We start from the raw sequence: 22,162 nt of genomic DNA on the forward strand, positions 1-22,162 counted from the left end.
GGGAAACAAGCAGAAAAACCTAGGTTTTCTAAAGTTGAAATTGATCTAGGCCCCTGCTATTGATGTTAATTAAATTTTATTTAATTAAAATAACAGAGGGACACAAATGAGGCGCACTTTCACATCACTAATGATCCTAACACTGCTCGGAATTCTCCCACTTAAATCGGCAATCGCTCAATCAATCTACGACGACTACAATTACAACTCGTATGACGATTCAACTTATAACAACGAATACTTTGTTGCTGCCAACGGACTCAGAGTACGTTCATCAGCACAAGACACTGGAAAGGTCATGGGCCTTCTAAATCTTAACGATAAGGTTCAGGTCACGAGTGAATTAATCAACGGAAAATTCGTTGAAATCGAAATCCTAAACTCACAAGCTTCAATGCTTCCAGCAGAAAAGTATTTCGTTGTTAAGGAATTCCTTTCTCAAAAACAAATCGACTATAAAGAGTTCACTGGAAAATATTTTATCGTTGTAAACGTTGCCACTGAAACACTTCGTTTATACGAACGCCAATGCCTGGATAACAGCTGTCCAAATAAAATGATTATGGAAACTGAAGTTGTAGTTGGTGAAGATAAAGACAACGCTGCTTCTGATAAAGGGAAAGGGCGCTCAATTCTTGGATCATACAGAATCACTGGATGGTCGAAGTTCTATGAAGACGGTGAAAAGCATTACCCGGCCTGGTACAAAGAAGGATATCCAATGCCACCAGCTCTTGGTGACAACGATTGGAAAGACTGGGGAAAAAATAAATACATGCCTCCTGGAGTAAACGGAGAACAAGAAGGCAAGATGAGAGGAGCTTTCGGTTGGTATGCAGCTTTCGTTGCTCCACACGCTTACGGCCAATGGACTCACGGTACAGTTGGTTGGGGTGCTAATAAAGATGAGTACATTAAGAAAACAAAAAAGTTCATGATTAACGTTGTGACAAATCCAAGAAGCTCAGGTTGCACAAGAAACAACAATGAGGCCATTGCATTTTTAAGACAGTTAACTGAGACAGGAACACCGATCATTAAAATTTATGCGAGAGAAGCTCTATTAAATCCAAACTACCATGGAGAGTCTCGTTCATGGCAATATGTGATGACGAAAAAAGCAGGTCAGAGAGCTGATCGCGCCGAAGTGGTTAAAGCACTTGGTGTAACGGATGCTGACGTTTCGAAATACTGGAATGCTAAAATGTCAGGTGGAGCAGGTGTGATTGATCCTACTAGTCTGTTGAATCAAATTCTTGAAGTAGGAACTTATACATTAGATACTCAACCGACAGTGTTTCCATTTACTCCTCGTAAGAAAATTTTCGGGAAGTGGAGAGCTACTGGTAGAAACGGTAACGTTTACGGACTAAAAGAAGAAGAGATGTCTCCAGGTGTTTATTATGTAGATGCTGGGTTCTTGAATGGATACCGCCATCCGTATGTGGTTATGCAAGTTTCTGGGTTTATGGATGAAGAGACTCCGCCTTGGATGAGAGCTAGTTTACTAAAAAGATAATTCTAATGATTTAGCACTGCTGAAACTAATGGAAAATTGCTTTCAGCGGTGTTAAGTTTTCACTATGACAATCAATATTTTTTACAACCCAAATAACGATCTAAGACTACTTGATTATGGAATTGAAATTCCCGTGGCGGGCGATCGTGCGCTGAAGGTTTTTGAATCTTTAAAAGAGAAGAATCCTGGGCTTCAGACTTTTGATGGGCATGTTCCTTCGTTTACTCGAGAAGATTTAATGCGCGTTCATAATGCGGATTATGTTTCTCGTCTTTATGACAGTGAAGAGACATTGCTGAATGAATTGATGACATGTTTTGAATTAATCAACAAAGATGGTTCTTATAACCGTTATAATCCAACGATAGCTACAAAAAAACTTAGTGATGCTTTTGGAGTCATTCTTAAGCGAGTGACGATGACTTATGTTTCTTCGAAGTCGGCACTTGAAACTGGATTTAGTTATCACTTAGGTGGTGGATCTCACCATGCTATGAGTTTTGGTGGAAGAGGATTCGGACTGCTTAATGATATTGTGATCACGCTTAGAAAACTTCAGGCCGAAGGTTTGATTAAAACTGCATGGGTTGTAGACGTTGATGCTCATAAAGGTGATGGGACGAGTGAGCTGACTCAGAAAGATGATTCAATCACGACTCTTAGTATTCATATGAGAGATGGATGGCCGCTTGATCAAGGGAATCCTGAAACTGATCCTTGGTTTATTCCTTCGAATGTTGAGATTGGGATTGGAGCTGAAGAAAATAGATCTTATCTGACGAAGCTGAAAGCTGGACTGGAGGAGTTGGAGAGTAAGTTTCCAAAACCTGATCTTGTGTTAGTTGTGAATGGTGCTGATCCTTATGAACATGATGGGCTTCCTAGTTCAGGGCTTCTGAAGCTGACGAAAGAAGAGATGTTGGAAAGAGATATGATGATTTATAATTTCTTCTCAGAGAGAAAGATTCCTCAGACGTATGTTATGTCTGGTGGGTATGGGGATAGATCGTGGGAGATCTACTCGCAGTTTCTTAATCGTTTATCATTGTAAAAAATGGATACTCATTTTAAATTCTATAATATTTCCATCTAATTTTTTCATGGCACCGAATATGCAATATTCCCGCAAGAGGATTTGATGCATACTTATTTCGGAGAGCTAACATGAAAACTCATACTCGCGTTGAAACGATATTTAAAAACAATTCTGCAATCCAAAAATCAGACCAATCCATAGTGTTTCGACTTTTGTCTTCTATTTTTGAAAAATCCATCACTACAGGAAGATTGCGAGTCATTGATGTGTACGGAGGCGTTCATGATTTCGGCAACGGAGCAGGAGATAGGGCCGCTATTCGCTTCCATAAATCATCAGCTTATTGGAAACTTCTTTTAAACCCAGACCTTTATCTTGGTGAAGCTTATATGAATGGCGACATTACGATTACCGAAGGATCTATCTCGGACTTGTTAGATGTCATTCTTAAAAATGTACCGAGTCAAGGTGGGTTTGTTACACCAACTACTCTGGCCTTAAACGCCGTTGATTTTTGTATGAGGCATTTTCCACAGATTAACACTCCCGAAAAGTCCCGTGAAAATGTGAGTCACCATTATGATTTGTCATCCAATCTATATAAATTATTCCTTGATCACGAGTGGCAGTACTCGTGTGCTTATTTTGCTTCTGGTAAGGAAACACTAGAAGAAGCGCAAACAAATAAGATGAAGCTTCTTGTGAAGAAGCTTTTAATAAAACCAGAACATCATGTTCTTGATATCGGATGCGGTTGGGGAGGATTGGCCCGTTACATCGCTCGTGAAACTGGAGCAAGAGTAACTGGCGTGACGCTTTCGAAAGAGCAACTCACTTATGCTGAAAACAGAACCCGTGAAGAAGGACTGTCCGGCCGAGTGAAATTTAAGCTTTGTGATTATCGTCATCTCGAAGGAGTTTATGATCGTATTGTTTCAGTTGGAATGTTCGAGCATGTAGGCATTGACTCTTACCAGACTTTTTTTAACACTGTCCGAAAGCGGCTTAAGGAAGATGGAGTGGCCCTTCTTCATTCAATTGGAAGATCTACCATTCCAGTGGCAACGAATCCTTGGATTAAAAAATACATTTTTCCAGGTGGATATATCCCAGCTCTTTCTGAAGTCATTCCTCATGTTGAAAAGAGTGGATTGATTCTTACTGACTTGGAAATTCTACGTCTTCATTATGCAAAAACTCTAAAAGAATGGAGAAAGCGCTTTAATGAACATCGCAGTAGCGCTCAAAGTATTTATGATGAACGTTTTTGTCGAATGTGGGAGTTCTATCTCGCTTCATCAGAGGCTTCATTTAAATATAGCGGTAATATGGTTTTTCATATGCAACTGACAAGGGATCAAAAAGCAGTTCCTTTAACGAGAGATTATCTCTATGAAAAATATTTGCCGGGTTCTTTGAATTTTAAATAAAAAAAGAGGCCTTTGAAAGGCCTCTTTTTTTTATAAGTTTTTATATTTTTTAACCGAATCTTCAACAATACGAATTGATCTCAACCAAAACTCTTTCTTCGAAATATCTTCGTTGAAATGCTTCAGAACCAATTCTTCAGCAGTCATTCTTCCAGTATCTCTTAAAAGCTCAACATACTTCGAATGAAAATCCGCTCCAAGCGAATCTTTCTTAGCATAAATTCCCATACTGAATAAATACCCAAACAGGTAGGGGTAGTTATAGAAACTTAATCCTGAAATCGAAAAGTGAAGTTTGCTCGCCCAGAACATCTCATCATATTCAGTAAGTGTATTTTCATACCAATATTTCTGACTTGCTATCATTAATTCTTTTGTCTCAGGGACAGTGACATTCTTTTTCATTCGTAGTTCAACAAATCTCTTCTCAAATTCAAACCTGGAAGGAATATTGATCAACAAGCTTTGCGCCGATTGAATTTCCTGCCAAAGAATTGTCTTCAATTCATCTTTTGATTTAGAAGTTCTAAGTAAGTAATCACGCACCGTTGTTTCTGCAAAAATAGAAGCAGTCTCGGCCAGTGTCATCGTATAATGAGTTTCATTGAACGGCAGATCTCTCATTACCCAACTGTGGTAAGCATGGCCAATTTCATGAGCAAGCGTAATCACATTTTTCATACTTCCATCATAAGTCATGAACACGCGTGGCTCGCGTACACTCGGAAATCCTGTACAGTAAGCTCCCTGAGAGCGGTTTTCCGTATCAGCGCAATCAATCCATTTTTTATCCATCATCATTTGAGCAAAGGCACCCATTTCTGGATTCACTTCATTGAAGGCTTCTTTGATGATCGCAATCGCTTCAGGATAAGAAGTCTTCTCAGATGATGTGACTTCAGGTTTCGGCGCCATTAAGTCCCATGGGCCTAATTTATCAATGCTAAGTTCACCGGCCATCATTGAAAGGATTTCTTGACCAACTGAGCGTTTGTCATAAGTCACTTGCATTAATGTATCAAGTGTCTCTCTTGTGATTCCTGAAGTCAGGCAAGATTTATCTAAGTAGTGAAGAGGCTTCTTTGTCGATCGAACCTTGAAATCTTCATTTCGCCATCCATTGATAGAATTTAAAATAGAGCAGGCGCTGATTTCATTTTGCCTCCATCCTTCATTGATCGCTCTATAAGCTTTTTCTCTTGTTGGGCGATCGCTGTGTGAATAAAGATTATTGGCCGTCGCTAAACCTACAAGATTGCCATCAATGTTGACTTTCATTGATCCTGAAATATCTTTATAAAGTTTTCCCCAGGCCGAAATACCATCTTGTTTAAAACCAGTAAGCAGAACTTCTTCGTTCACACTAAGAAGGTGATCAAGTTCTTTTCTTTCTTTAGTCAGTTTATAAGTTAATTCTTTTGTTCTTGGGTCATCTAAGAAGGCCGCGAAGAAATCAACAGGTGATTTCTGAACACAGATTTGTATTGGCTTTAGAGCTTTGGAAAATTCAGTTGAAAGCTGCATCACTTTATCGATTAAAGCTTTTGCATCGTAATCAAGAGCATTGACTGAGTTGCAAGTTGAAGCATAACCCGCGATCTTATAAAAAATGATATCTGAATCAAGCGATAGGCGAGTTAACTCTTTCGTGAGCTCCATCTGCTTATAGAGTTCAGTAAAGTCGTTGTTTTCAATTTGAGTGATAAGTTGAGTATAGAATGCACTTTTTGATTCAAGTGTTTTGGTATTTGTTTCGATGATTTTATAATCTGATTCGATTTTAGGATCGTGCAAATTTGAATAAATGTTTGTGTTGTCCCAAGAAGCTGTTTGCAGGTTTTTCATTGGCATACCTCGATGATGTTTCATTTAGGACGTCATCATAACGTATATGCCAGACTATCGCTAGGGACTAGAGAAGAAACAATGCCCGAAGTCGGGCATTGTGTTGTGAAAATGTTATTAAGAAATTCTTCCCATTTTTCCTTCTTCAAAATCTTTTAGCGCTTGTCCAATCTCAGCTGTTGTATTCATAACAAATGGACCGTAACCAACAACAGGCTCATTAATGGGCTCACCTGTAAGAATGAGCACCTTCGCATTTTTCGTAGCGTTTAAAGTGAAGGATTCACCGCTGCGCTCTAGTAATGCGATCTCTGCATCTCCAATGACTTCGCCGTCATTAAGAGTGACCTGGCCATCTAAAACAAACACTGCTGTCGTTTGCCCCTGAGGAACTTTAAACTCTGTAATGTGTCCCGCATTTAAGCGGACATCCCAAAGATTGATCGGAGTGAAAGTTGAAGCTGGCCCTTTATGATCTTGGTATTCACCTGCAATAACTCTCACCATTCCTGCGTTGTTTGAAATTTCCACAACAGGAATGTCTTCATTTTTAATTCCTTGGTAACCAGGTTTTGACATTTTGTCTTTCTTTGGAAGATTGACCCAAAGTTGAAGCATCTCAAAAGCTCCGCCTTTATCAGCGAAATCTTTCCCATGTTTCTCTTGGTGCACTAACCCAGAAGCGGCCGTCATCCATTGAACGTCTCCGGCCTTAATAAGACCGCCACCGCCAGATGAATCTCTATGTTCAACTTCACCAGAGTAAACGATTGTAACCGTCTCAAAACCTCTGTGAGGGTGTTCTCCAACGCCTCTGATATGTTTTGAAGGTGAGAACTCAGCAGGCCCTGCATAATCCATTAGTAGGAAAGGTGAAATGTCGTTCGCGATATCGTGATAACTGAATATCGAGCGAACGGGAAAACCGTCACCAACCCAGTGTGGAGTATCATTTCGTTGTTTTAGTAAAAGCTTTTTCATACAGTACCTCTTGTGAGAAATGCGTGGAATTTTTCCAGTTAAGACATCTCTCTTTCGACTCTGTTATTATACAACTTTTATTGATTTTTTATTAGATGTTTTATGTGAATTATCTATTCATATAGCTGCATAATCGACTAAAATATAGTGATGTTTTATAGGCAATTTTCAAAGGGAAACTAATGGAGTTTTCACAGGTGTTTTGGCTTATAGCTGTTTCTTTCGGAGCAAGTGCACTGGGAGGAATTTTAGGCATGGCCAGCGGTATTTTCATTGTTCCCATTCTCACAATATTTGGCAAAATTGATATGCACACAGCGATTGGAGCAAGTGTGGTTTCAGTTATTGCTTGTTCATGTGCAGGAGCGAGTTCGTACTTAAGAGCAAAACTTACAAATTTCAGACTGGCGATGGTTCTTGAAATTTCTACGACGTTGGGTGCTCTGACGGGAGTTTTCTTAATCGGCATTATTCCAGTTCAATATCTTTATATTCTTTTTTCAGTCATTCTTTTTGTCTCGGCTCAACAAATGTTTTTAAAAAGAAAAGAATCACTTCCTGTCGAAGCGAAGTCCGATTCATGGGGAAGCAAATTAAAACTCCACGGACAATATCCTGATCACAAAAATGGGGAAGTGAAATACTTCGTCCATAATGTTCCTCTGGGAATGTCACTCATGTATTTAGCAGGATTAATTTCTGCCCTTCTTGGAATTGGTAGTGGTGTTTTAAAAATTCCGGCAATGGACTCAGCATTAAAACTTCCGATTAAAGTTTCATCGGCCACATCGAACTTTATGATTGGTGTAACAGCTGCAGCGAGTGCCGGAGCTTATTTTATCAGAGGGGAGATTTCCTCGGCCGTGACTGGTCCGGTAGTTTTAGGATCGGTTTTAGGGGCCTTGTTAGGTGCTAAAGTTTTAATCTCGATTCCTAGCGAGAAGATTAGAATCTTTTTTGTCATCATTTTAGTCATACTGGGCATTCAGATGTTAATCCATTCTTTTGGAATTAATTTAATGGAGATTAAACTATGAGTGACAATAGTCTTATTGCCAGCAAGCTTGAATACCTATTAGAGCGTGGGACCTGGATTTCTACTGCTGTCGTTGCGGTCGGAGTGATTTTTTCACTTGAATTGATCACGAAGATTGGAATTGCCATGTTTATTCTTATTCCTATTGGGCGAATCATTGGGCTATTAATCAGTTTTATCAAAGAGAAGGATAAACATATGGCGCTGATTGCGACATTTGTTTTGGGAATTATTTTATTGAGTCTTACTGTTGGTGTTGTAACTTCTAAAGTTCATTAGGTAGGATCCACTTTGTTACCTAATCTCTAAAAGATGCGTACTTGTGAAAATAAAATAAAAGACTAATATTGGCCTATAAACTTTCAAAGGAATAATTATGAACTTACTTGAATCTTTTAACTGGCGTTACGCTACTAAAAAAATGAGCGGCGAACAAGTTTCAGCTGATAAAGTTGAGCGCATTTTAGAAGCTGCACGCTTAGCTCCTACATCAAGCGGATTACAACCTTACCGTATTTTTGTTATTACTAATCAAGAATTGAAAGAAAAAATTAAAGCGGTCTCATGGAATCAATCAGTCGTTGCTGATTGCTCACATCTTTTAGTTTTTGCAGCATGGGATCATTACACACCCGAGCGTATCAATGAAATGTTTGATCTAACAAATGACGTGCGTGGATTTAAAAATGAAGGATGGGAAAAATACCGCCAGCAATTGCTTGGCATGTACCCACAACGTGATCCGGAAGTGAATTTCGACCACGCTGCCAGACAAGCTTACATTGGATTTGGTTTTGCTCTGGCAACAGCAGCTGTAGAAAAAGTTGATAGTACACCGCTTGAAGGCTTTGATCCGAAAGCAGTCGATGAAATACTAGATTTGAAATCGAAAGGTTTAAGAAGCGCAGTGATGATGACTCTTGGTTATAGAGAACCGAGTGAAGACTGGTTAGTGAATCTAGTAAAGGTTCGTAACCCACGTGAAAAATTTATTATCGAGATAAAATAAAATGCCCTCAAGACTCTTGGTAAAATTTTATCAAGAGTCTCTTTTAGATCTAATTATAATAAGTTAGAGACCATCCCATTCTAATGTAAGAGTTCTTAATATAGACATGATACCTTACGCATATATAGAATACTCCCTATGTCCAAATTCTTTTTATGCTTCGTGTTTTTAATTTCGTTCACTCAGAGACTTCATGCCTCTGAGAAGGCCTTCAATATTTTGTTGGGTTATGGATTCAAAGAAGACGATTTAGCACATGTTGTAAAAAAATACCCCGAATTAAATGACCTGGAGCTTGCTTCTGGAAGCAACTATCAGGCCCCAGAAGAAAGTGATGAGTCTCATGTTGAGCTAAAACTTTATTCTGAAAAAACAAATGAAGCTTATATCGTTTCAAAGTCTGGTTCAGACATTTCAGTTGAAAGAAATGATGTGCAATTTGATGTTGAAGTTAAAGTGATTGAAGGAGCTATCCGCGAAAGCTTTTATGATTCTGTGATGAGTGAATTTAATTCGCCGGTCGTCGCTACACAAGTTAGCGAAGCCTTTAAGGATGAGTTTACGAATTCAAAAGGATTAAAGACAGACGCACTTTATAGTTTTCAAATTGAGCAGTACTTTGATCACGGGCAATTTATTAAATACGGAAATGTTTTAAGTGCTTCACTGATTGTTGGAAAAGCGATTTCTAAAAAAAATTATCAATTAAACCCGGAAAACTTTTCATGGATGCTCTTATCTGAACATTCTGTTTCTGGTGATAGACCGTTTTACTTGCCAGTGAATTCAAAGAGAGTGACAAGTCTGTTTCAATTAAACCGTCGTCACCCCGTTAAGAGAACTCATCAGCCTCATAATGGAATTGATTTTGGTGCACCTAACGGCACACCCATTTATCCAGCTCTTGATGGAGAGGTGATCACAATCTCAAGAACTCGCTCGAAAGGAAAATTTATTACGATTCGCCACGATAATGGATATCTCACGACGTATATTCATTTAAAGAAATATGCACCAGGCCTTAAAGTTGGGAAAAGAGTTGAGCTTGATGAGAAGATCGGTGAGGTAGGTAGAACTGGTTTTACAACTGGAGCTCACTTACATTTTGGTGTGATTAAAGACGGCTACTTTGTGAACCCAATCTATTTGGTAAAGAACTACCCTTATAGTCAGAAAGATCAGCACTTGGACTCTGAGATTGGTCTTGAAGAAAAGGCCATCAATAATGGCGATGTGCTTGAAGATGCTATTGAAGAATAGTACTCTCTGAGTCACTATGACAAAACAATCAAATTCAAATGTACTAAAAGATCACGCAGAAACAATTTTCCGTGCAGGACTTGCGCGAGTTAATTCACGTTTATTACTTGACCAGGTCCTAAGTCTGAATGGCGACATTCTGACGATTAAGACCGAAGCTGATGAACTCTCAATCAATCTGACTCACTTTAGAAAAATCAAACTCATTGGATTTGGGAAAGCTGCGGCCCAGATGGCCTCTGGTCTTTGTGCCATATTAGATTCGAAAATCGTTGAGGGGGTCATTGTTGTTAAAGACCCTACAGAAGTTAAGCTTCCAAAAAGTGTTGAAGTGATTGTTGGTTCTCATCCAATACCAAATGAGCAAAGTGAATACGCTGGAAAAAAACTACTTGAATTCTGCAATTCATGTGGCCCGAACGAACTTGTCTTAGGAGTGATTTCTGGTGGAGCTTCTGCCCTAGTTGAATTGCCAGCAGAAGGTTTAACTCTCGATGACGTAAGAAAGACTACGCAAGTCTTGATGGCAAGTGGTGTGGCGATTCAGGAGATGAATTGCATCCGCAAACATATATCGCAAATCAAAGGTGGAAGACTCGCTCGTGAAATTTTCCCGGCAGCTTCTGTTAACTTTATTTTATCAGATGTGATGGGAGATGATTTAGCGGTTATTGGCTCAGGTCCCACTGTTGCTGACAAAACAACTTTTGCAGATGCACTGAAGATCATTGAAAAATATAAACTCTCAAGTAAATTACCTGCGAGTGTGATCGCGCATATTAAAGAAGCAAAAGATGAAACTCCTAAAGTAGGAGATTTTAACTTAAGTGGAACAAGAAATATTTTAGTGGGAACAAATCGCCAGGCATTAGCTGCTGCCAGAAAGAAAGCTCAAGAGCTAGGATATGAAACACTTATTCTAAGCCATGAGATCCAGGGTGAAGCGAGCATGGTGGCCCATAAATTTTATAACTTTTCAAAAGAGTTAGAAAAAAATCCTAAGATGAAAAAGCCTGCTTGTATTTTAGCTGGAGGGGAAACCACAGTTACATTACAGGGAACAGGAAAAGGCGGGCGCAATCAAGAGATGGCCTTAGCCTATGTTTGTTGTCTGATGGATCAGCCTGATCATTCTTTAAACCAAATTTTTCTTTCAGCTTCAACAGATGGAAGTGACGGGCCGACAGATGCAACGGGAGCTTTTGCTTCAATGGACATTTTAAAGTCAGCTCAAAAGCTGAGTTTAGACCCTGAAGCATTCTTAGATAATAATGACTCTTATCATTTCTTTGAAAAAACTGGCGGGCATTTAAAGACAGGTCCGACTGAAACGAATGTTTGTGATTTGCAAGTTCTACTGATTGGTGGAGAGTAAGGCCTCATGTTTTTATCCGAAAGTCATATTGAGGAACTGATAGCTTTTACAGAAAAGTATTCTGGAAAACCTCAGCCCTCTAGCGCGATGGTTAGAAGATTTCTAAGAGAATTGATTTCGACTAAAGATTTAGTTTTTGATTTACAAGATAATCATGGGCGCATGGCCTTGGCCGTACTCTTGGATAAAGTGATTAATCCTGCGAATGACTCTTGCTTAGAAATTTTGGCCGTAAGATCAGACCTCGATGCTTCTTCTTTAGTTTTTAAATTTATTGAAATGGCCAAAAACCATCCCACAATGAACCGTACTGGCTTTCAAGTTGGATTTCATCAAGACTCTCTTATAAGCGATACAGAGCTTAGCAAATTAGGACTGTCACATTATTATGATACCTTCGAAATGCTTCACTCTGATCTCTCTAGTGTCGCTAGAGATGATCATGTAAATATCAGTGACGCTGTCATGTCAGATCAATATGAACTCTATCAGGTTTTATGTGAATCATTTGCTCAAAGTCCTGATACAAGTATTCCAGATGAAGCGACATGGAATAGAAATTTTTTAAAATCTTCAAAGTCGCATTTCTATTTATTTCGCTCAAACAATGTGATTGTTGGATTTGCTAATCTTGTTGAAGGCGAAGATGGAGTAGAAAGTGAGATTAGAACATTGGGTGTTCTAAGCAGTGCAAGAGGAAAAGGAATTGGAAAACACTTGCTTCAACACAGTTTAATACAATCATCAAAATTGGGATTTAAAGCATGCCGATTAACGGTTGCTGTGGCGAATGAAAAAGCTCTTTCAATGTACTCACAGGCCGGATTCAAAGTTGCAGAAAAATTTAAAACTTTTCGAATTAACTTTCCATAGTCACCAAAAAATTACTTTGTAAGACTTCTTAACTTTCTTGGTATTTGATTTGCAAATCCTACATTCAACAATCGCGTTTTGAATGTTCAAGATGCATCAAACAAGGAAGCTTATGAAGCGTTTAATACCTATTTTTTCAATTCTACTTATTTTGATTACATTAAATGCCTGCAGTCATGACGAAAGCAGAGTGCCTGTGTCAGCACCAACTCATGAAGCACTTGGAAGTGAAACGGCCGAAGCTAATGGTACTGTTAGGCATATGCTTACGAACCCAACTGGAAAAGTTGAGGGATTCATTATGAGTGATGGAACTCAAGTAATGTGCCCACCAAATATGTCTGAGCAAGTGATGAAAACAATTTCTCCAAATGATAGAGTGAGCGTTCAAGGTGTAAGAGAAAACGATAGAGTTTTAAGAGCTAGCAAGATTACGAATACATCGACTAATAGATTTGTTGATATCGCAGCAACTCCACCGGCCAGTGAACCTGCTGTGCCAATGCGCAAAGATATCAGACCACCAAGAACAGCTGGTATGAAGCCATTAACTGCAAAGGGAACAGTTCGATCTCAAATTTTTGGGAAAGCGGGTGAACTCAATGGAGTCGTTCTTTCAGATAAGAGCATTATACATTTTGGACCTAGGGTATTAGAAAAATCGAAAGCGCAATTTGATATAGGCAAGAGTGTAAAGGCGTCTGGATATGGGACTAGTGGCTCATATGGGAAATCATTGGAAGCGACGAGCATTTCTAACTATTAATAGTAAAAGAGCAAAATTGACCTTGGGGTATGTAAAGATGCCCCAAGGTTTTACCTTATTTTAATACTGGCGTTAAGGAAATATTCTTAATTGTAATACCTTTATCTGTCGTCTCAGGATCACTTTCAAATACAAAACGAATCTCAATGGCCTGTCCTTGAAACTGTGCCAGATCAACTTTATAGTTTTTCATTGGTAGATCACCGCTTAGTTTATCAATTAAGACAACTTCTTTGCCGTTAACGATAGCGATCACTTTCATATAATCTAAGTCTTTTTCAATTTTAACAGCAGCATCAAATTTTAATTCATAACTTGCTACAGGTAGAGTTACAAATAACGAAGCCTCAGCGAAAGACATATCAGCGTAGTAAGATCCATCACCAAGATATAGTGAGTTATTACTTATGTTCCATCCATCTTGTTTTTGAGTGTTGTGAGTGTACAGAGCTAGACTTTGATTATCCTTTAAATTAATTTTTAAAGATTGGTTTAGACCAATAACTTTGCTCTCTGGAACAATTCTATAATTGATAACTTTTCTCCAGACTCTTTTATCTTTGCTTGATCCAAGAATTTCGAATCTTCCATCGCCAACAGTATTAGTTTCAATGACCGCAGGAAGAGTTATCGCCGCATTCACTGCTGCTGGTTTAATCGCGCGTGCCTCACGGACTCTGCCATCCACTTTAAATTCTATTCCCGTTGTATCGTTCCAGCTCGCAATCAATTTTGCTTTCTTGTTGATTAAGAAATCTTGTCTGTCTTCATTGGCAAGGAAGATATTAGAAGTATATTTCTTAGATTCCTGTTGAAGGAATCTTTCCAGCACCAGGATCTGGTCATTGTTGCTATTGAATTGATCACTCATGCTTGGAGCTGAAATGCGATCAACTTTTACACCAATATCTTCAATTAACTTACCTTGATTCACACCAGATCTAAATGCCTGACGGAAAGCAAAGGTAATATTCTGACCATTGGGAAGTTTTTTGAAAATGCCTGAGTCCACACCATATTGTTCAAAGTCTTCAAGTATTTCATCAAGACTAAAAACATTAGCTCCGCCACCACCTGTCGTTTGATCTTCGCCGAAAACTGTTGCGACTTTATGATCTTGAACGTGAGCTGCGAAAGTATCGCAAGCAGAGTAGCAGTTAGAGTCTACATAAACCGCTACTGGTTTAAAGTAGACTTGGCCTAAGTCATTGACTTCTTCGACCGAATCAATCGGTAATTTTTTAGTGAAAGGAGAGTTTGTACGTTGAGCTTCTTCTAGTGCTTTTGTAAAAAGATCCATTGGTGTTAATGCCGTATAAAAAGCATTAGCTTCACTATTTCTTAGAATATAAGTGTGAGGTTGAATTTCATGTGGGCTAAATAATTGGATCATTCTTTCCGCCAGGGGAAGTCGTCCACCTGTGTTGCCACGAAGATCAATCATTAGTCCGTCTGTATTTTTAAGTTCATTTTGAAGTAAGTTTTTAACCTTTGTAACGACTTCGTTAACTGTTACATCGATCGGGTCAAAACTCATAAGTTCAATGTAACCAAAATTTCCAAATTTCGTTTTATTGATTTGCCAGTAAAGAGTAGATTCACCCGTTTGATCAACGTCAGCTCTATCTTTTTTTGCTTCGGCCATTGGTGCTTTTCTTACTGTGTTTACTGCAAGATTATTTTTTTGACCAACACAGTTCCAGTCTTTCCAGGTTACCCATGGAATTTCCATTTTGTATTTTTCGCCTTCACTTGTCTGAAATTCAAATTTGGTGCTGTCTTTTTCAGGAAGAAGATCAAGGTTGTGCTGGTAGAATCTTAGGTTTTCAATACTTTTTCTTCTGGCCGCACTTGGGTTAGCACCAAGGGAGTGATCCATGTTTGCCTGGATGGCCTTTTCAATAGAAAGACCGTTGTATGAAGTGACGATATCACCAATTTTTAATCTAAAAGGCTTAGGCATGAATTTTAAAACTGCAGCGTCATCTCTCATCGTTGAGACAGCGATAACTTTTTTTCCATTAGCAGCAGTTACTTCCTTGAAAGTAAAAGGCAGGAATGAGTCGTAACAAGCAAAAGGTTTAGGAAGATAATAAAGAGTATGTAGATCGCGAAAGCGAAAGAAAATATCACTTAATTGTTTGTGGAAAGATAGATCAGAGATTGTGCTTAGTTCAGATTCGATTTTATTTAAGTAAGGAATTGGGTTCGCTGTTGGCCCGAAGTCTTTTATTTTTAGTTCACGGTTAATGTAGATTTGAGAAAGGATGAGGCGAGCTTGATCGAGGACAAGTTTCTTTTGTTCGACTGAGTACTCAGGAAGTTTGATGAATGGGCGAGCATTTTTTAATAAACTGTATGCTGGAGGACCGGCGAATGCGGACAATGAAGTAAGGGCGGCCACAAGGGAAAATGTAGTTCTAAGAAACTTCAAAGTGGGCATGAGTGACTCCAAATAATGATTACTTAGAGGGTATATATGAAGTAGGGATTTAGAGGGGGGTTGGTGTAAAACTTATAGAGGAGATGCCTTAGGCACAGGACTCTAATTTTAATAACTTAAGCAATTAAATTTTAAAATCGACTTCAACCTTATTATTGAGTCTATAGATTCTAGTAGGGGTTACAAAAACTCTTCCACCATTTAACTGAAATTTAGAATCCACCTTATTAAGTTTAGCCGCAACGATTTTTAACTGAGTCATCTTCGCCAAATTCAAAACTTTCTTAGTCCCACTATGATTCTCATGACTCGAACTCATCGACCATTCACCATTGGCCGCTTTTGTGAGCAAATAAGTCTCTTCAGTTCTATAACGATCTTTTTCAAGCCCGTGCTCAATAATTTCATCACACAGCTTTCTGTAGCGTCCAAAGGCCTTCTCTTCAGGGTTCTCATTTACTAAAAGAGGGGATTGAGTTCCTTTCTTAATTTTATAAACCAAATTCTCACTTATAAAAATTCTTCCACCTTCTTTCTTAACTTCAGAATCCAATTCATCGATTAATTCCGTCAGTTTTTTTAAAAAAGGCATGGCACTCAAATCTAGCATAGTTATTGTCGCAGCATCATGCAGTCCGGTCTTAGTACTCTTAAACCACTGGCCATCAGCTTGCTTTAAAATATTATAGCTTTCCTTCAATGTACGCGGATCAACATCTTTCTTGAAACCCAGAGTCTGAAACTCCGTACACACTTCTTGGCATAAATTTAAATTATCGTTTTGGATCTTAGTCATGATGAAAGATTTTAACACATTTCATATCTCATGGCCCCTAGATTGCAGCTAAAATATCAACGTCTTTACGAAATGGAGGATACTATGCAAACACAAGTGATGGAAAATAACTCAAAAGGAAAAGGTCATGTACCAACTAAAATGGATCAATGTATTCAAAACTGCTTAAACTGTTTCAGGGTTTGTGAGCAGACACTTGCCGAAGCCCTATATGGCAATTCACAGAATTTCTCCCAGGCCCTTATTTTAATAAAGTCATGTGCAGAAATTTGTCATACATCAGCTAAATTTATGATGATGAATTCTGCTTTTCATGTAGATACATGTGGGATCTGTGCAAAGGTATGTATTGAATGTGCAGATACTTGTGAATCGCTTGGAGATGAAAATTTAAGAGAGTGTATTGAGGCGTGTAGAGCGTGTGCTAAGAGTTGTAATGAAATGTCTAAGATGTCTCATTAAATTCGAAATAAAGGGCCCTGTTGCGGGCCCTTTAAATTATTTTCTTGGTAATTCAAATCCAAGCATCCAATTGATTCCAAATTTGTCTGTGAACATTCCAAAGTAAGCCCCCCAGAAAGTATCATTCAATGGAACCTTCTGTGTTCCGCCTTCACTAAGACCTTTATAAATCTTTTCAACTTCTTCACGACTTTCACAATGAAGGTACAGTTGAATATTGTCTCCTACATGAGCAGTGCCTGTTGGAGTGTCACTGGCCATTAAATTAAAATCACCTTTCTTTAAATTAGCATGAATGATTTTATTTTCAGCGCCGCTCGGGCAATCTGTTTGAGGAGCTTCTCCATAAGTCGTCATGAAGAGTTCGCCACCAAGATGGGAGTTGTAGAAGTTCACTGCTTCTTTGCAGTTGCCATTAAAAATTAGATAGGGGGTTACGGTTTTCATAAAATTTCTCCTCTTGAAGATTTCTTCATACTTGCTTATTTAAGCTTAAAAAAATGAGCATTGGAAATTAGATTCAAAAATGTAATGAAAATTTAGATTGAGAAATAACCGACTATAGAAGTAGTGATCACTGCGGCAAGATCAGAAATAAAAAAGGGCCCCTTATCGGGGCCCTCTTTATAAATAATTTTTTAAATTAAAAAATTAGTTGTGAGCTGGAGTAGTTGCTGGAGCAGCAGCTTCAACAGACTTAACTTCTACTTTTTTAGTCATTTTAGCGTGTTTTTTTGAAACTTTTTTTGCAACTGGAGCAACTTCAACAACTGGAGTTGTAGTAGTAGTTGTTGTAGTAGCTGGAGCAACTTCTACAGTTTTTGTTTCAGTAGCTTTAACTTCTTTTTTGTCTGAAGCAAAAGATACAACTGAAGTAAGAGCAAGAGCGATAACGATAAGTGATTTCATGAGAACTCCTTTAGTAGTTCCTTCAAGCAAGATATTTGCTCAAAGTATTTTTTTTGAATTGAAAGAAATTTACTCCTTTTTTGAAAAATCACAATTGAAATTTTTTGCCCTCCCCATTTTGAGAGGTAGGAAGCGATGGTTGATTTTTATTTAAAGAGATTAAAATTTTTTAACATGGCCATTTGAATGTAGATTGGAAGAAGGAAAATGATGGCTTAGGCGAACGAGATTAAAATGAGATTAAAATTTCAGATCTTCTGAGATGAATAGCTTTAAGAATGGTGCTTTTTATAAAAAAGAAGAAGCTACGCAGTAGGGACTAGTTTATCCATAAATCCTCATCTTTGTCTTACCGCGCTTCGATTGGTGGACAGGGTGTTTTTAATCCAGGCATTGATGTCGACCAGTTCTTTATGGTTAATCGTGTGCCCTAAACCTTCATATGAATGGAATGTCGGGCTGATGGAGGTCTTTGAAAGCGTGCTATTTGCAGCACTGGCCGCATCGAGTGGGATCCTATTATCTTCAGTCCCATGTCCTATGAAGACCGCTAGGTTTTTTAAATCATGCCCAGGCTTCATCTGTGACTGCACTATCGGAAGCATGGCCCCGCTAAGAGCAGCGATTCCTCTTACGGTCATAGGCTTCCTTAACCCTAATTCGTAACTCATCATAGCGCCCTGGCTAAAGCCAATGAGAAATACTTTTTCAGTATCAGTTTGGTATTTTCGGACAGCGCCCTTGATAAAGTCTTCGAGTAGTTTTGAGCTATTTTTAATTTCTTGTCCAACTTGAATAAGACCACCTGGTGGAATTTGCAAGCTGAACCATTGATGGCCAGAGTAGATAGGCAGTGGAGCTCTTACAGAAAGATAAGTAAACTCCGGAAAGAAATCATTTTTAAAATGAGAGATATCTTGTTCACTTCTAGTGAACCCATGAAGAAAAATGACAAGCGGTTTGTTTTTTGTGTCAGCAGGTGTTTGCGCGATGTATTTGAGGGGCAGATCTGTTTGTATCTTTATTTCTGAGTAAGTCATAGTTATAAACTCTTATAGTAATTCGGCGAACAATGAAGTCCGCCGAAATCTTCGATAAAAACTATCTTTTATTTTTATCAAATGTGTTCACTTTTTTATCTTGAGAGTGTTCAAGTTTATTGCCTGCACGAGAGATGGCACCGCCAACTTTCTGTGCACCAACATTGGAAACTTTTTCTCCTAGTCTTTCGATTTTATCCCCAACCTTTTTAGAGAACGGTTCTTTCTTTTTTAAATCTTTCATATAATTCTCCTGCAACGTAGTCGTTCGTTAGTGAACTGTCTCATGCTGCATATTAACGAATACAAGATTCATTCCAAAAAATATGACTGTAATCATAGGAGTTTTCTTATGATGCTGTGGTAATTTTCCCCACGGCCTTAGAATTGCAATTATTTATTAGAGTAGATTCGTCATTGTCACACAAAATGAGTTGAGTATTGTGTGTGCTACAAGGAGAATTTTTATGAGTGCCAAAAGTGAAATCTCTGATCTGTTAAAGCAGTATGAGTTAGATGTGCAGGATAAAAACATTGAAGACTTATTAAGACTTCATACAAGCAACATTGAAGCGTTTGATCTCATGCCACCATTTAAGTATTCAGGTAAAGAATTATTGCGAGATAGAATTGAGCATTGGTTTAAATCTTATGATGGAGAAATAAAATTCAAATTTAATGACATTCATGTAGAGTCTGGCGAAGAGCTAAGTATATGCCATGCTCTTATTAAAACATCTGGAAAATTAAAAAATGGCGAGAGGACCGATATGTGGACAAGGTCAACACTTGGGTTAAAAAAAGAAGAAGGGCAGTGGAGAATCTTTCATGAACATACTTCTGAGCCAATTGATGTGGCGACAGGTAAAGCTGTCACGGAATTAAGCCTTTAGTAACTTTTTGAGAATCTTTTCTTCTTTCTGCATATATTTAGAGGTACTCGTACAGGTCTTGCATAATTTCTTCAGAGTGTTTTTTTCATCGGCCAGGAAAATAACAGGATGGATATAATACTTTTTGCAAACAGCGACAGTATTTCTTAAGTGAGCGGCCGTTTCTTTAATAACAGAGATATGTCTTTTTTTGATTTTGTTCTCTGATAGTTTTTCAAGAGGGAAGTTCTGCATAAGCAATTTTAAAGCTTCGCAAGTACCACACCATGTTCTTAAATCTTTTGCAGTAAAATCTTCGTGAGTAGCATCTCTTAAATAATCATTTACATGCAGAGAGTTGATATCTGTCACGTGATCATCTTCAATGAAGGCAAAAAGCTCTTCACCTGGGAGATCCTGACAGCGCTTGATGATTTTTGAAATCTTTTCATCTTCAAATGTAATATCGTGATCGACACCACTTTTCCCACGAAAATTAAGTTTAATGTTTTTACCTTTTACTTTTGCATGCTCATTAAGAATTGTCGTGAGTCCATAAGTTTCATTTTGAGCAGCGTATTCACTATTACCAATTCGACTTCTTGTAATTAACATGACCTTAATAACTGCAGCGATAACTTTCTCTCTAGGCATTCCAGGGTGCTTTAAATCAGATTCTATTTTTTTACGTAGGAGTGGAAGCTTCTTACAAAGAAGTTTCATATTCTCAAATTTCGTAGTGTTTCTTTTGATAGTCCATTTTTCATGATAGCGATACTGTTTGCGAGCGCGAGCATCTCTTCCTGTCACTTGCAGATGTCCATTAGGATCTTTGCAAATCCAAACATTCTCCCACGCAGGAGGAATAACTAATTCTTTAATTCTTAAAAGATTTTTTTGATTTGGATTTTTGCCAGTGGTCTCATCAATATACTTAAAACCTTTTCCTTTCTTTAATCGTTTGATTCCAGGTTTTGCATCTGTGACATATTTCAGGCCAGCTGCCTTCGCACTCTTTAGGGGGTCAAACATACATTCTCCATCAAGCATGGATGCTTGTAATGAAGTAGTGAATGCACGCTCTGTACCAAGAAATTATGATAATGCTGGGGCAAAAAGTAGCATTTGAGTCAACTATTTTTCCTCATGAGGCAATTTAGCTAGATAAGCTGAAAGGAAGAGAGCGAGCATCGCATAGGTGAAAAATAGATAATAACCTGGTTGAAGGGCCGTTCCATTGGTTGTCAGGATGACAATGTCTTTAGTTGCTGTTGAAAGCTTTCCAAACTGGCTTGTAATGATGCCGTTAAAGCCAATATAGGCCATGAAGATAGCGACGACCATAACATCGGCCATTGACCACTTACCGGATTTTAAAACGAAGAATTTAACCCATTTGTTTTCTCTGGCCTGACGATAGTTATAATAGAAGGCCCATGACGAAATGATTTTCAAAACAGGGAACACGATACTGAAGAGAACCATTAAAATTCCTACGAACTTCATTTGAAAAGTTTCATGAGTAATCATGATCCAGAAAACATCGAGAACACTTTTGGTTTGAAAATAGAGGACCTGATTTTCAAAATGGATTTGATGATCCATCAGGATGAAGGTCATCTTTGATATTTTAGCCTCCATGTCGATCATTGGAGATGTGACACCTACAACAAGCAGAATAATAAGCGATAAAATCATAATACTGTATTGGAAAGGCTGAAGTGCCTCTTTATTGTTAAAGGCAGGCAGGAGAAAAAGAATAATTGAAATGGAAATAAGTATGATTGATTCGTTAGAGATCACTTCTTTTTTCTTTGCAATTTCATTGGCAAGTACCAGTCTTGCCGTTTCAATATCCAGAGAGTCAGTGCGCTTCATAATCCTTTCGACTTGAGACATGTCCTGCTGGTCGAAGGTTTTATCAATATACTGAACAAGCTTCTCTTTCAGGAGAGCTTTTATTTTGGCCTGATTGCGGGTTTTTTGCATCTCTTTAACCATTGAGTCTGCATAAGTCGGAATACCTTTCTTAATATCATCAATGCTTATAAAAATATCTATGAAGGCCTGCTTGATAGCTCCTTTGAATCCTTTATTGCTCTGCTTGATTTTCTCATCAACTTTAGTGATGAGAATATTCAATTGAGTTTCGATGTTGCTTTTTAATTCAGTTTCATAATCGTTTGTGAAATCTAGTTTATCGACTTCAGCTAATACAATCCCAGAGACTTGAGTTTTCCATGTATCGACGCTTAGAAGACCGTATCTGATGTGATTAAGTTCGGCAGAGTCGACTTTATTGGCCTGATTGATAGTAGAGTTGTGAATGATTTGTTGGCATAGAACGATGGACGTCAGGATGATGAGTACTGATAAGATCATTTTAAATTTTTTCATGGTCAATAGAATCCTATTTGAGATCAATACACTAGAGTATTGTTCAATATGATTTGGGATACTGCAAGCGCGTTGCCATGAAGAGGATTGAAAGATGGGTACTTTGTGCAAGT

The 22,162-nt window shown here is 38.2% G+C and carries 22 protein-coding genes; 12 read left to right on the forward strand and 10 right to left on the reverse strand.

Features of this window, described 5'->3' with window-relative positions:
* Positions 1-106 precede the first annotated feature (106 nt).
* The 3 genes from SHI21_RS13810 to SHI21_RS13820 all read left to right on the forward strand — a co-directional run bounded on the left by SHI21_RS13810 (position 107) and on the right by SHI21_RS13820 (position 3,985).
* Positions 107-1,519, forward strand: a complete 1,413-nt coding sequence (locus SHI21_RS13810; protein WP_323577243.1) for a L,D-transpeptidase — start codon at positions 107-109, stop codon at positions 1,517-1,519.
* Positions 1,520-1,583: 64 nt separating this feature from the next.
* Positions 1,584-2,570, forward strand: coding sequence for an arginase family protein (locus SHI21_RS13815; protein ID WP_323577245.1), 987 nt, complete (start codon positions 1,584-1,586; stop codon positions 2,568-2,570).
* A 113-nt stretch (positions 2,571-2,683) separates the two neighbouring features.
* A complete protein-coding gene (locus tag SHI21_RS13820; protein WP_323577247.1) occupies positions 2,684-3,985 on the forward strand; it encodes a cyclopropane-fatty-acyl-phospholipid synthase family protein in 1,302 nt (433 codons plus the stop codon).
* 30 nt (positions 3,986-4,015) lie between these two features.
* Here the strand turns inward: SHI21_RS13820 and SHI21_RS13825 are convergent, their stop codons facing one another.
* Both SHI21_RS13825 and SHI21_RS13830 read right to left on the reverse strand, forming a co-directional pair.
* Positions 4,016-5,830 (reverse strand): M3 family oligoendopeptidase, encoded by a 1,815-nt coding sequence (locus SHI21_RS13825; RefSeq protein WP_323577248.1) that lies wholly within the window; start codon positions 5,828-5,830, stop codon positions 4,016-4,018.
* Between the two features lie 117 nt (positions 5,831-5,947).
* Entirely contained in the window at positions 5,948-6,811 is an 864-nt protein-coding gene (locus tag SHI21_RS13830; protein WP_323577249.1) for a pirin family protein, read from the reverse strand.
* 182 nt (positions 6,812-6,993) lie between these two features.
* On the opposite strand from SHI21_RS13830, the gene SHI21_RS13835 reads away from it, so the two are divergent.
* The 7 genes from SHI21_RS13835 (at position 6,994) to SHI21_RS13865 (ending at position 13,130) form a co-directional block, all read left to right on the forward strand.
* Positions 6,994-7,848 (forward strand): sulfite exporter TauE/SafE family protein, encoded by an 855-nt coding sequence (locus SHI21_RS13835; protein WP_323577250.1) that lies wholly within the window; start codon positions 6,994-6,996, stop codon positions 7,846-7,848.
* Positions 7,845-8,126, forward strand: a complete 282-nt coding sequence (locus tag SHI21_RS13840; RefSeq protein ID WP_323577251.1) for a DUF1634 domain-containing protein — start codon at positions 7,845-7,847, stop codon at positions 8,124-8,126. Before SHI21_RS13835 ends, SHI21_RS13840 begins: the two co-directional genes overlap by 4 nt.
* A 97-nt stretch (positions 8,127-8,223) precedes the next feature.
* The gene (locus SHI21_RS13845; protein WP_323577252.1) at positions 8,224-8,856 is read left to right on the forward strand and encodes an NAD(P)H-dependent oxidoreductase; all 633 of its coding nucleotides are present in this window, start codon (positions 8,224-8,226) and stop codon (positions 8,854-8,856) included.
* Positions 8,857-8,994: 138 nt separating this feature from the next.
* Positions 8,995-10,116, forward strand: coding sequence for a M23 family metallopeptidase (locus SHI21_RS13850; protein WP_323577253.1), 1,122 nt, complete (start codon positions 8,995-8,997; stop codon positions 10,114-10,116).
* Between the two features lie 16 nt (positions 10,117-10,132).
* On the forward strand, positions 10,133-11,491 hold the full coding sequence (locus tag SHI21_RS13855; RefSeq protein WP_323577254.1) for a glycerate kinase type-2 family protein: 1,359 nt from the start codon (positions 10,133-10,135) through the stop codon (positions 11,489-11,491).
* A gap of 6 nt (positions 11,492-11,497) precedes the next feature.
* On the forward strand, positions 11,498-12,364 hold the full coding sequence (locus SHI21_RS13860) for a GNAT family N-acetyltransferase (protein WP_323577255.1): 867 nt from the start codon (positions 11,498-11,500) through the stop codon (positions 12,362-12,364).
* Positions 12,365-12,476: 112 nt separating this feature from the next.
* Positions 12,477-13,130 (forward strand): hypothetical protein, encoded by a 654-nt coding sequence (locus tag SHI21_RS13865; protein ID WP_323577256.1) that lies wholly within the window; start codon positions 12,477-12,479, stop codon positions 13,128-13,130.
* 55 nt (positions 13,131-13,185) lie between these two features.
* Here SHI21_RS13865 and SHI21_RS13870 read toward each other — a convergent pair whose 3' ends face one another.
* Positions 13,186-15,573, reverse strand: coding sequence for a S41 family peptidase (locus SHI21_RS13870; protein ID WP_323577257.1), 2,388 nt, complete (start codon positions 15,571-15,573; stop codon positions 13,186-13,188).
* Positions 15,574-15,697: 124 nt separating this feature from the next.
* Positions 15,698-16,369: a hypothetical protein gene (locus SHI21_RS13875; protein ID WP_323577258.1), complete on the reverse strand. Its 672-nt coding sequence runs from the start codon at positions 16,367-16,369 to the stop codon at positions 15,698-15,700.
* A gap of 84 nt (positions 16,370-16,453) precedes the next feature.
* Here SHI21_RS13875 and SHI21_RS13880 point away from each other — a divergent pair, with 84 nt between their 5' ends.
* The gene (locus tag SHI21_RS13880; RefSeq protein WP_323577259.1) at positions 16,454-16,831 is read left to right on the forward strand and encodes a four-helix bundle copper-binding protein; all 378 of its coding nucleotides are present in this window, start codon (positions 16,454-16,456) and stop codon (positions 16,829-16,831) included.
* Positions 16,832-16,867: 36 nt separating this feature from the next.
* On the opposite strand, the gene SHI21_RS13885 is transcribed toward SHI21_RS13880, so the two are convergent.
* The 4 genes from SHI21_RS13885 to SHI21_RS13900 all read right to left on the reverse strand — a co-directional run bounded on the left by SHI21_RS13885 (position 16,868) and on the right by SHI21_RS13900 (position 19,024).
* Positions 16,868-17,278: a VOC family protein gene (locus SHI21_RS13885; RefSeq protein WP_323577260.1), complete on the reverse strand. Its 411-nt coding sequence runs from the start codon at positions 17,276-17,278 to the stop codon at positions 16,868-16,870.
* 204 nt (positions 17,279-17,482) lie between these two features.
* A complete protein-coding gene (locus tag SHI21_RS13890; protein ID WP_323577261.1) occupies positions 17,483-17,740 on the reverse strand; it encodes a hypothetical protein in 258 nt (85 codons plus the stop codon).
* A gap of 338 nt (positions 17,741-18,078) precedes the next feature.
* A complete protein-coding gene (locus tag SHI21_RS13895) occupies positions 18,079-18,780 on the reverse strand; it encodes an alpha/beta hydrolase (RefSeq protein ID WP_323577263.1) in 702 nt (233 codons plus the stop codon).
* Between the two features lie 61 nt (positions 18,781-18,841).
* The gene (locus tag SHI21_RS13900; protein ID WP_323577265.1) at positions 18,842-19,024 is read right to left on the reverse strand and encodes a hypothetical protein; all 183 of its coding nucleotides are present in this window, start codon (positions 19,022-19,024) and stop codon (positions 18,842-18,844) included.
* A gap of 223 nt (positions 19,025-19,247) precedes the next feature.
* Between SHI21_RS13900 and SHI21_RS13905 the strand changes: the two genes are divergently transcribed.
* On the forward strand, positions 19,248-19,673 hold the full coding sequence (locus SHI21_RS13905) for a YybH family protein (protein WP_323577266.1): 426 nt from the start codon (positions 19,248-19,250) through the stop codon (positions 19,671-19,673).
* Here the strand turns inward: SHI21_RS13905 and SHI21_RS13910 are convergent.
* The gene (locus SHI21_RS13910) at positions 19,662-20,684 is read right to left on the reverse strand and encodes a DNA topoisomerase IB (protein ID WP_323577268.1); all 1,023 of its coding nucleotides are present in this window, start codon (positions 20,682-20,684) and stop codon (positions 19,662-19,664) included. The two genes, SHI21_RS13905 and SHI21_RS13910, sit on opposite strands and share 12 nt — an antisense overlap.
* A gap of 102 nt (positions 20,685-20,786) precedes the next feature.
* Positions 20,787-22,049 carry a paraquat-inducible protein A gene (locus SHI21_RS13915; RefSeq protein ID WP_323577270.1) on the reverse strand — a complete coding sequence of 421 codons (1,263 nt, stop codon included), beginning with the start codon at positions 22,047-22,049 and terminating at the stop codon, positions 20,787-20,789.
* Positions 22,050-22,162 lie beyond the last annotated feature (113 nt).

The sequence above is a fragment of the Bacteriovorax sp. PP10 genome (assembly GCF_035013165.1).
Lineage (GTDB): Bacteria > Bdellovibrionota > Bacteriovoracia > Bacteriovoracales > Bacteriovoracaceae > Bacteriovorax > Bacteriovorax antarcticus.

What these genes read in the sequence shown, in the direction of transcription:
- SHI21_RS13870 (WP_323577257.1), bottom strand. Translation starts at nt 15,573, where the DNA reads ATGCCCACTTTGAAGTTTCTTAGAACTACATTTTCCCTTGTGGCCGCC.
- SHI21_RS13890 (WP_323577261.1), bottom strand. Translation starts at nt 17,740, where the DNA reads ATGAAATCACTTATCGTTATCGCTCTTGCTCTTACTTCAGTTGTATCT.
- SHI21_RS13840 (WP_323577251.1), top strand. Translation starts at nt 7,845, where the DNA reads ATGAGTGACAATAGTCTTATTGCCAGCAAGCTTGAATACCTATTAGAG.
- SHI21_RS13835 (WP_323577250.1), top strand. Translation starts at nt 6,994, where the DNA reads ATGGAGTTTTCACAGGTGTTTTGGCTTATAGCTGTTTCTTTCGGAGCA.
- SHI21_RS13815 (WP_323577245.1), top strand. Translation starts at nt 1,584, where the DNA reads ATGACAATCAATATTTTTTACAACCCAAATAACGATCTAAGACTACTT.
- SHI21_RS13855 (WP_323577254.1), top strand. Translation starts at nt 10,133, where the DNA reads ATGACAAAACAATCAAATTCAAATGTACTAAAAGATCACGCAGAAACA.
- SHI21_RS13915 (WP_323577270.1), bottom strand. Translation starts at nt 22,049, where the DNA reads ATGAAAAAATTTAAAATGATCTTATCAGTACTCATCATCCTGACGTCC.
- SHI21_RS13810 (WP_323577243.1), top strand. Translation starts at nt 107, where the DNA reads ATGAGGCGCACTTTCACATCACTAATGATCCTAACACTGCTCGGAATT.
- SHI21_RS13830 (WP_323577249.1), bottom strand. Translation starts at nt 6,811, where the DNA reads ATGAAAAAGCTTTTACTAAAACAACGAAATGATACTCCACACTGGGTT.
- SHI21_RS13845 (WP_323577252.1), top strand. Translation starts at nt 8,224, where the DNA reads ATGAACTTACTTGAATCTTTTAACTGGCGTTACGCTACTAAAAAAATG.
- SHI21_RS13865 (WP_323577256.1), top strand. Translation starts at nt 12,477, where the DNA reads ATGAAGCGTTTAATACCTATTTTTTCAATTCTACTTATTTTGATTACA.
- SHI21_RS13895 (WP_323577263.1), bottom strand. Translation starts at nt 18,780, where the DNA reads ATGACTTACTCAGAAATAAAGATACAAACAGATCTGCCCCTCAAATAC.
- SHI21_RS13850 (WP_323577253.1), top strand. Translation starts at nt 8,995, where the DNA reads ATGTCCAAATTCTTTTTATGCTTCGTGTTTTTAATTTCGTTCACTCAG.
- SHI21_RS13820 (WP_323577247.1), top strand. Translation starts at nt 2,684, where the DNA reads ATGAAAACTCATACTCGCGTTGAAACGATATTTAAAAACAATTCTGCA.
- SHI21_RS13880 (WP_323577259.1), top strand. Translation starts at nt 16,454, where the DNA reads ATGCAAACACAAGTGATGGAAAATAACTCAAAAGGAAAAGGTCATGTA.
- SHI21_RS13900 (WP_323577265.1), bottom strand. Translation starts at nt 19,024, where the DNA reads ATGAAAGATTTAAAAAAGAAAGAACCGTTCTCTAAAAAGGTTGGGGAT.
- SHI21_RS13825 (WP_323577248.1), bottom strand. Translation starts at nt 5,830, where the DNA reads ATGAAAAACCTGCAAACAGCTTCTTGGGACAACACAAACATTTATTCA.
- SHI21_RS13875 (WP_323577258.1), bottom strand. Translation starts at nt 16,369, where the DNA reads ATGACTAAGATCCAAAACGATAATTTAAATTTATGCCAAGAAGTGTGT.
- SHI21_RS13905 (WP_323577266.1), top strand. Translation starts at nt 19,248, where the DNA reads ATGAGTGCCAAAAGTGAAATCTCTGATCTGTTAAAGCAGTATGAGTTA.
- SHI21_RS13910 (WP_323577268.1), bottom strand. Translation starts at nt 20,684, where the DNA reads ATGTTTGACCCCCTAAAGAGTGCGAAGGCAGCTGGCCTGAAATATGTC.
- SHI21_RS13885 (WP_323577260.1), bottom strand. Translation starts at nt 17,278, where the DNA reads ATGAAAACCGTAACCCCCTATCTAATTTTTAATGGCAACTGCAAAGAA.
- SHI21_RS13860 (WP_323577255.1), top strand. Translation starts at nt 11,498, where the DNA reads ATGTTTTTATCCGAAAGTCATATTGAGGAACTGATAGCTTTTACAGAA.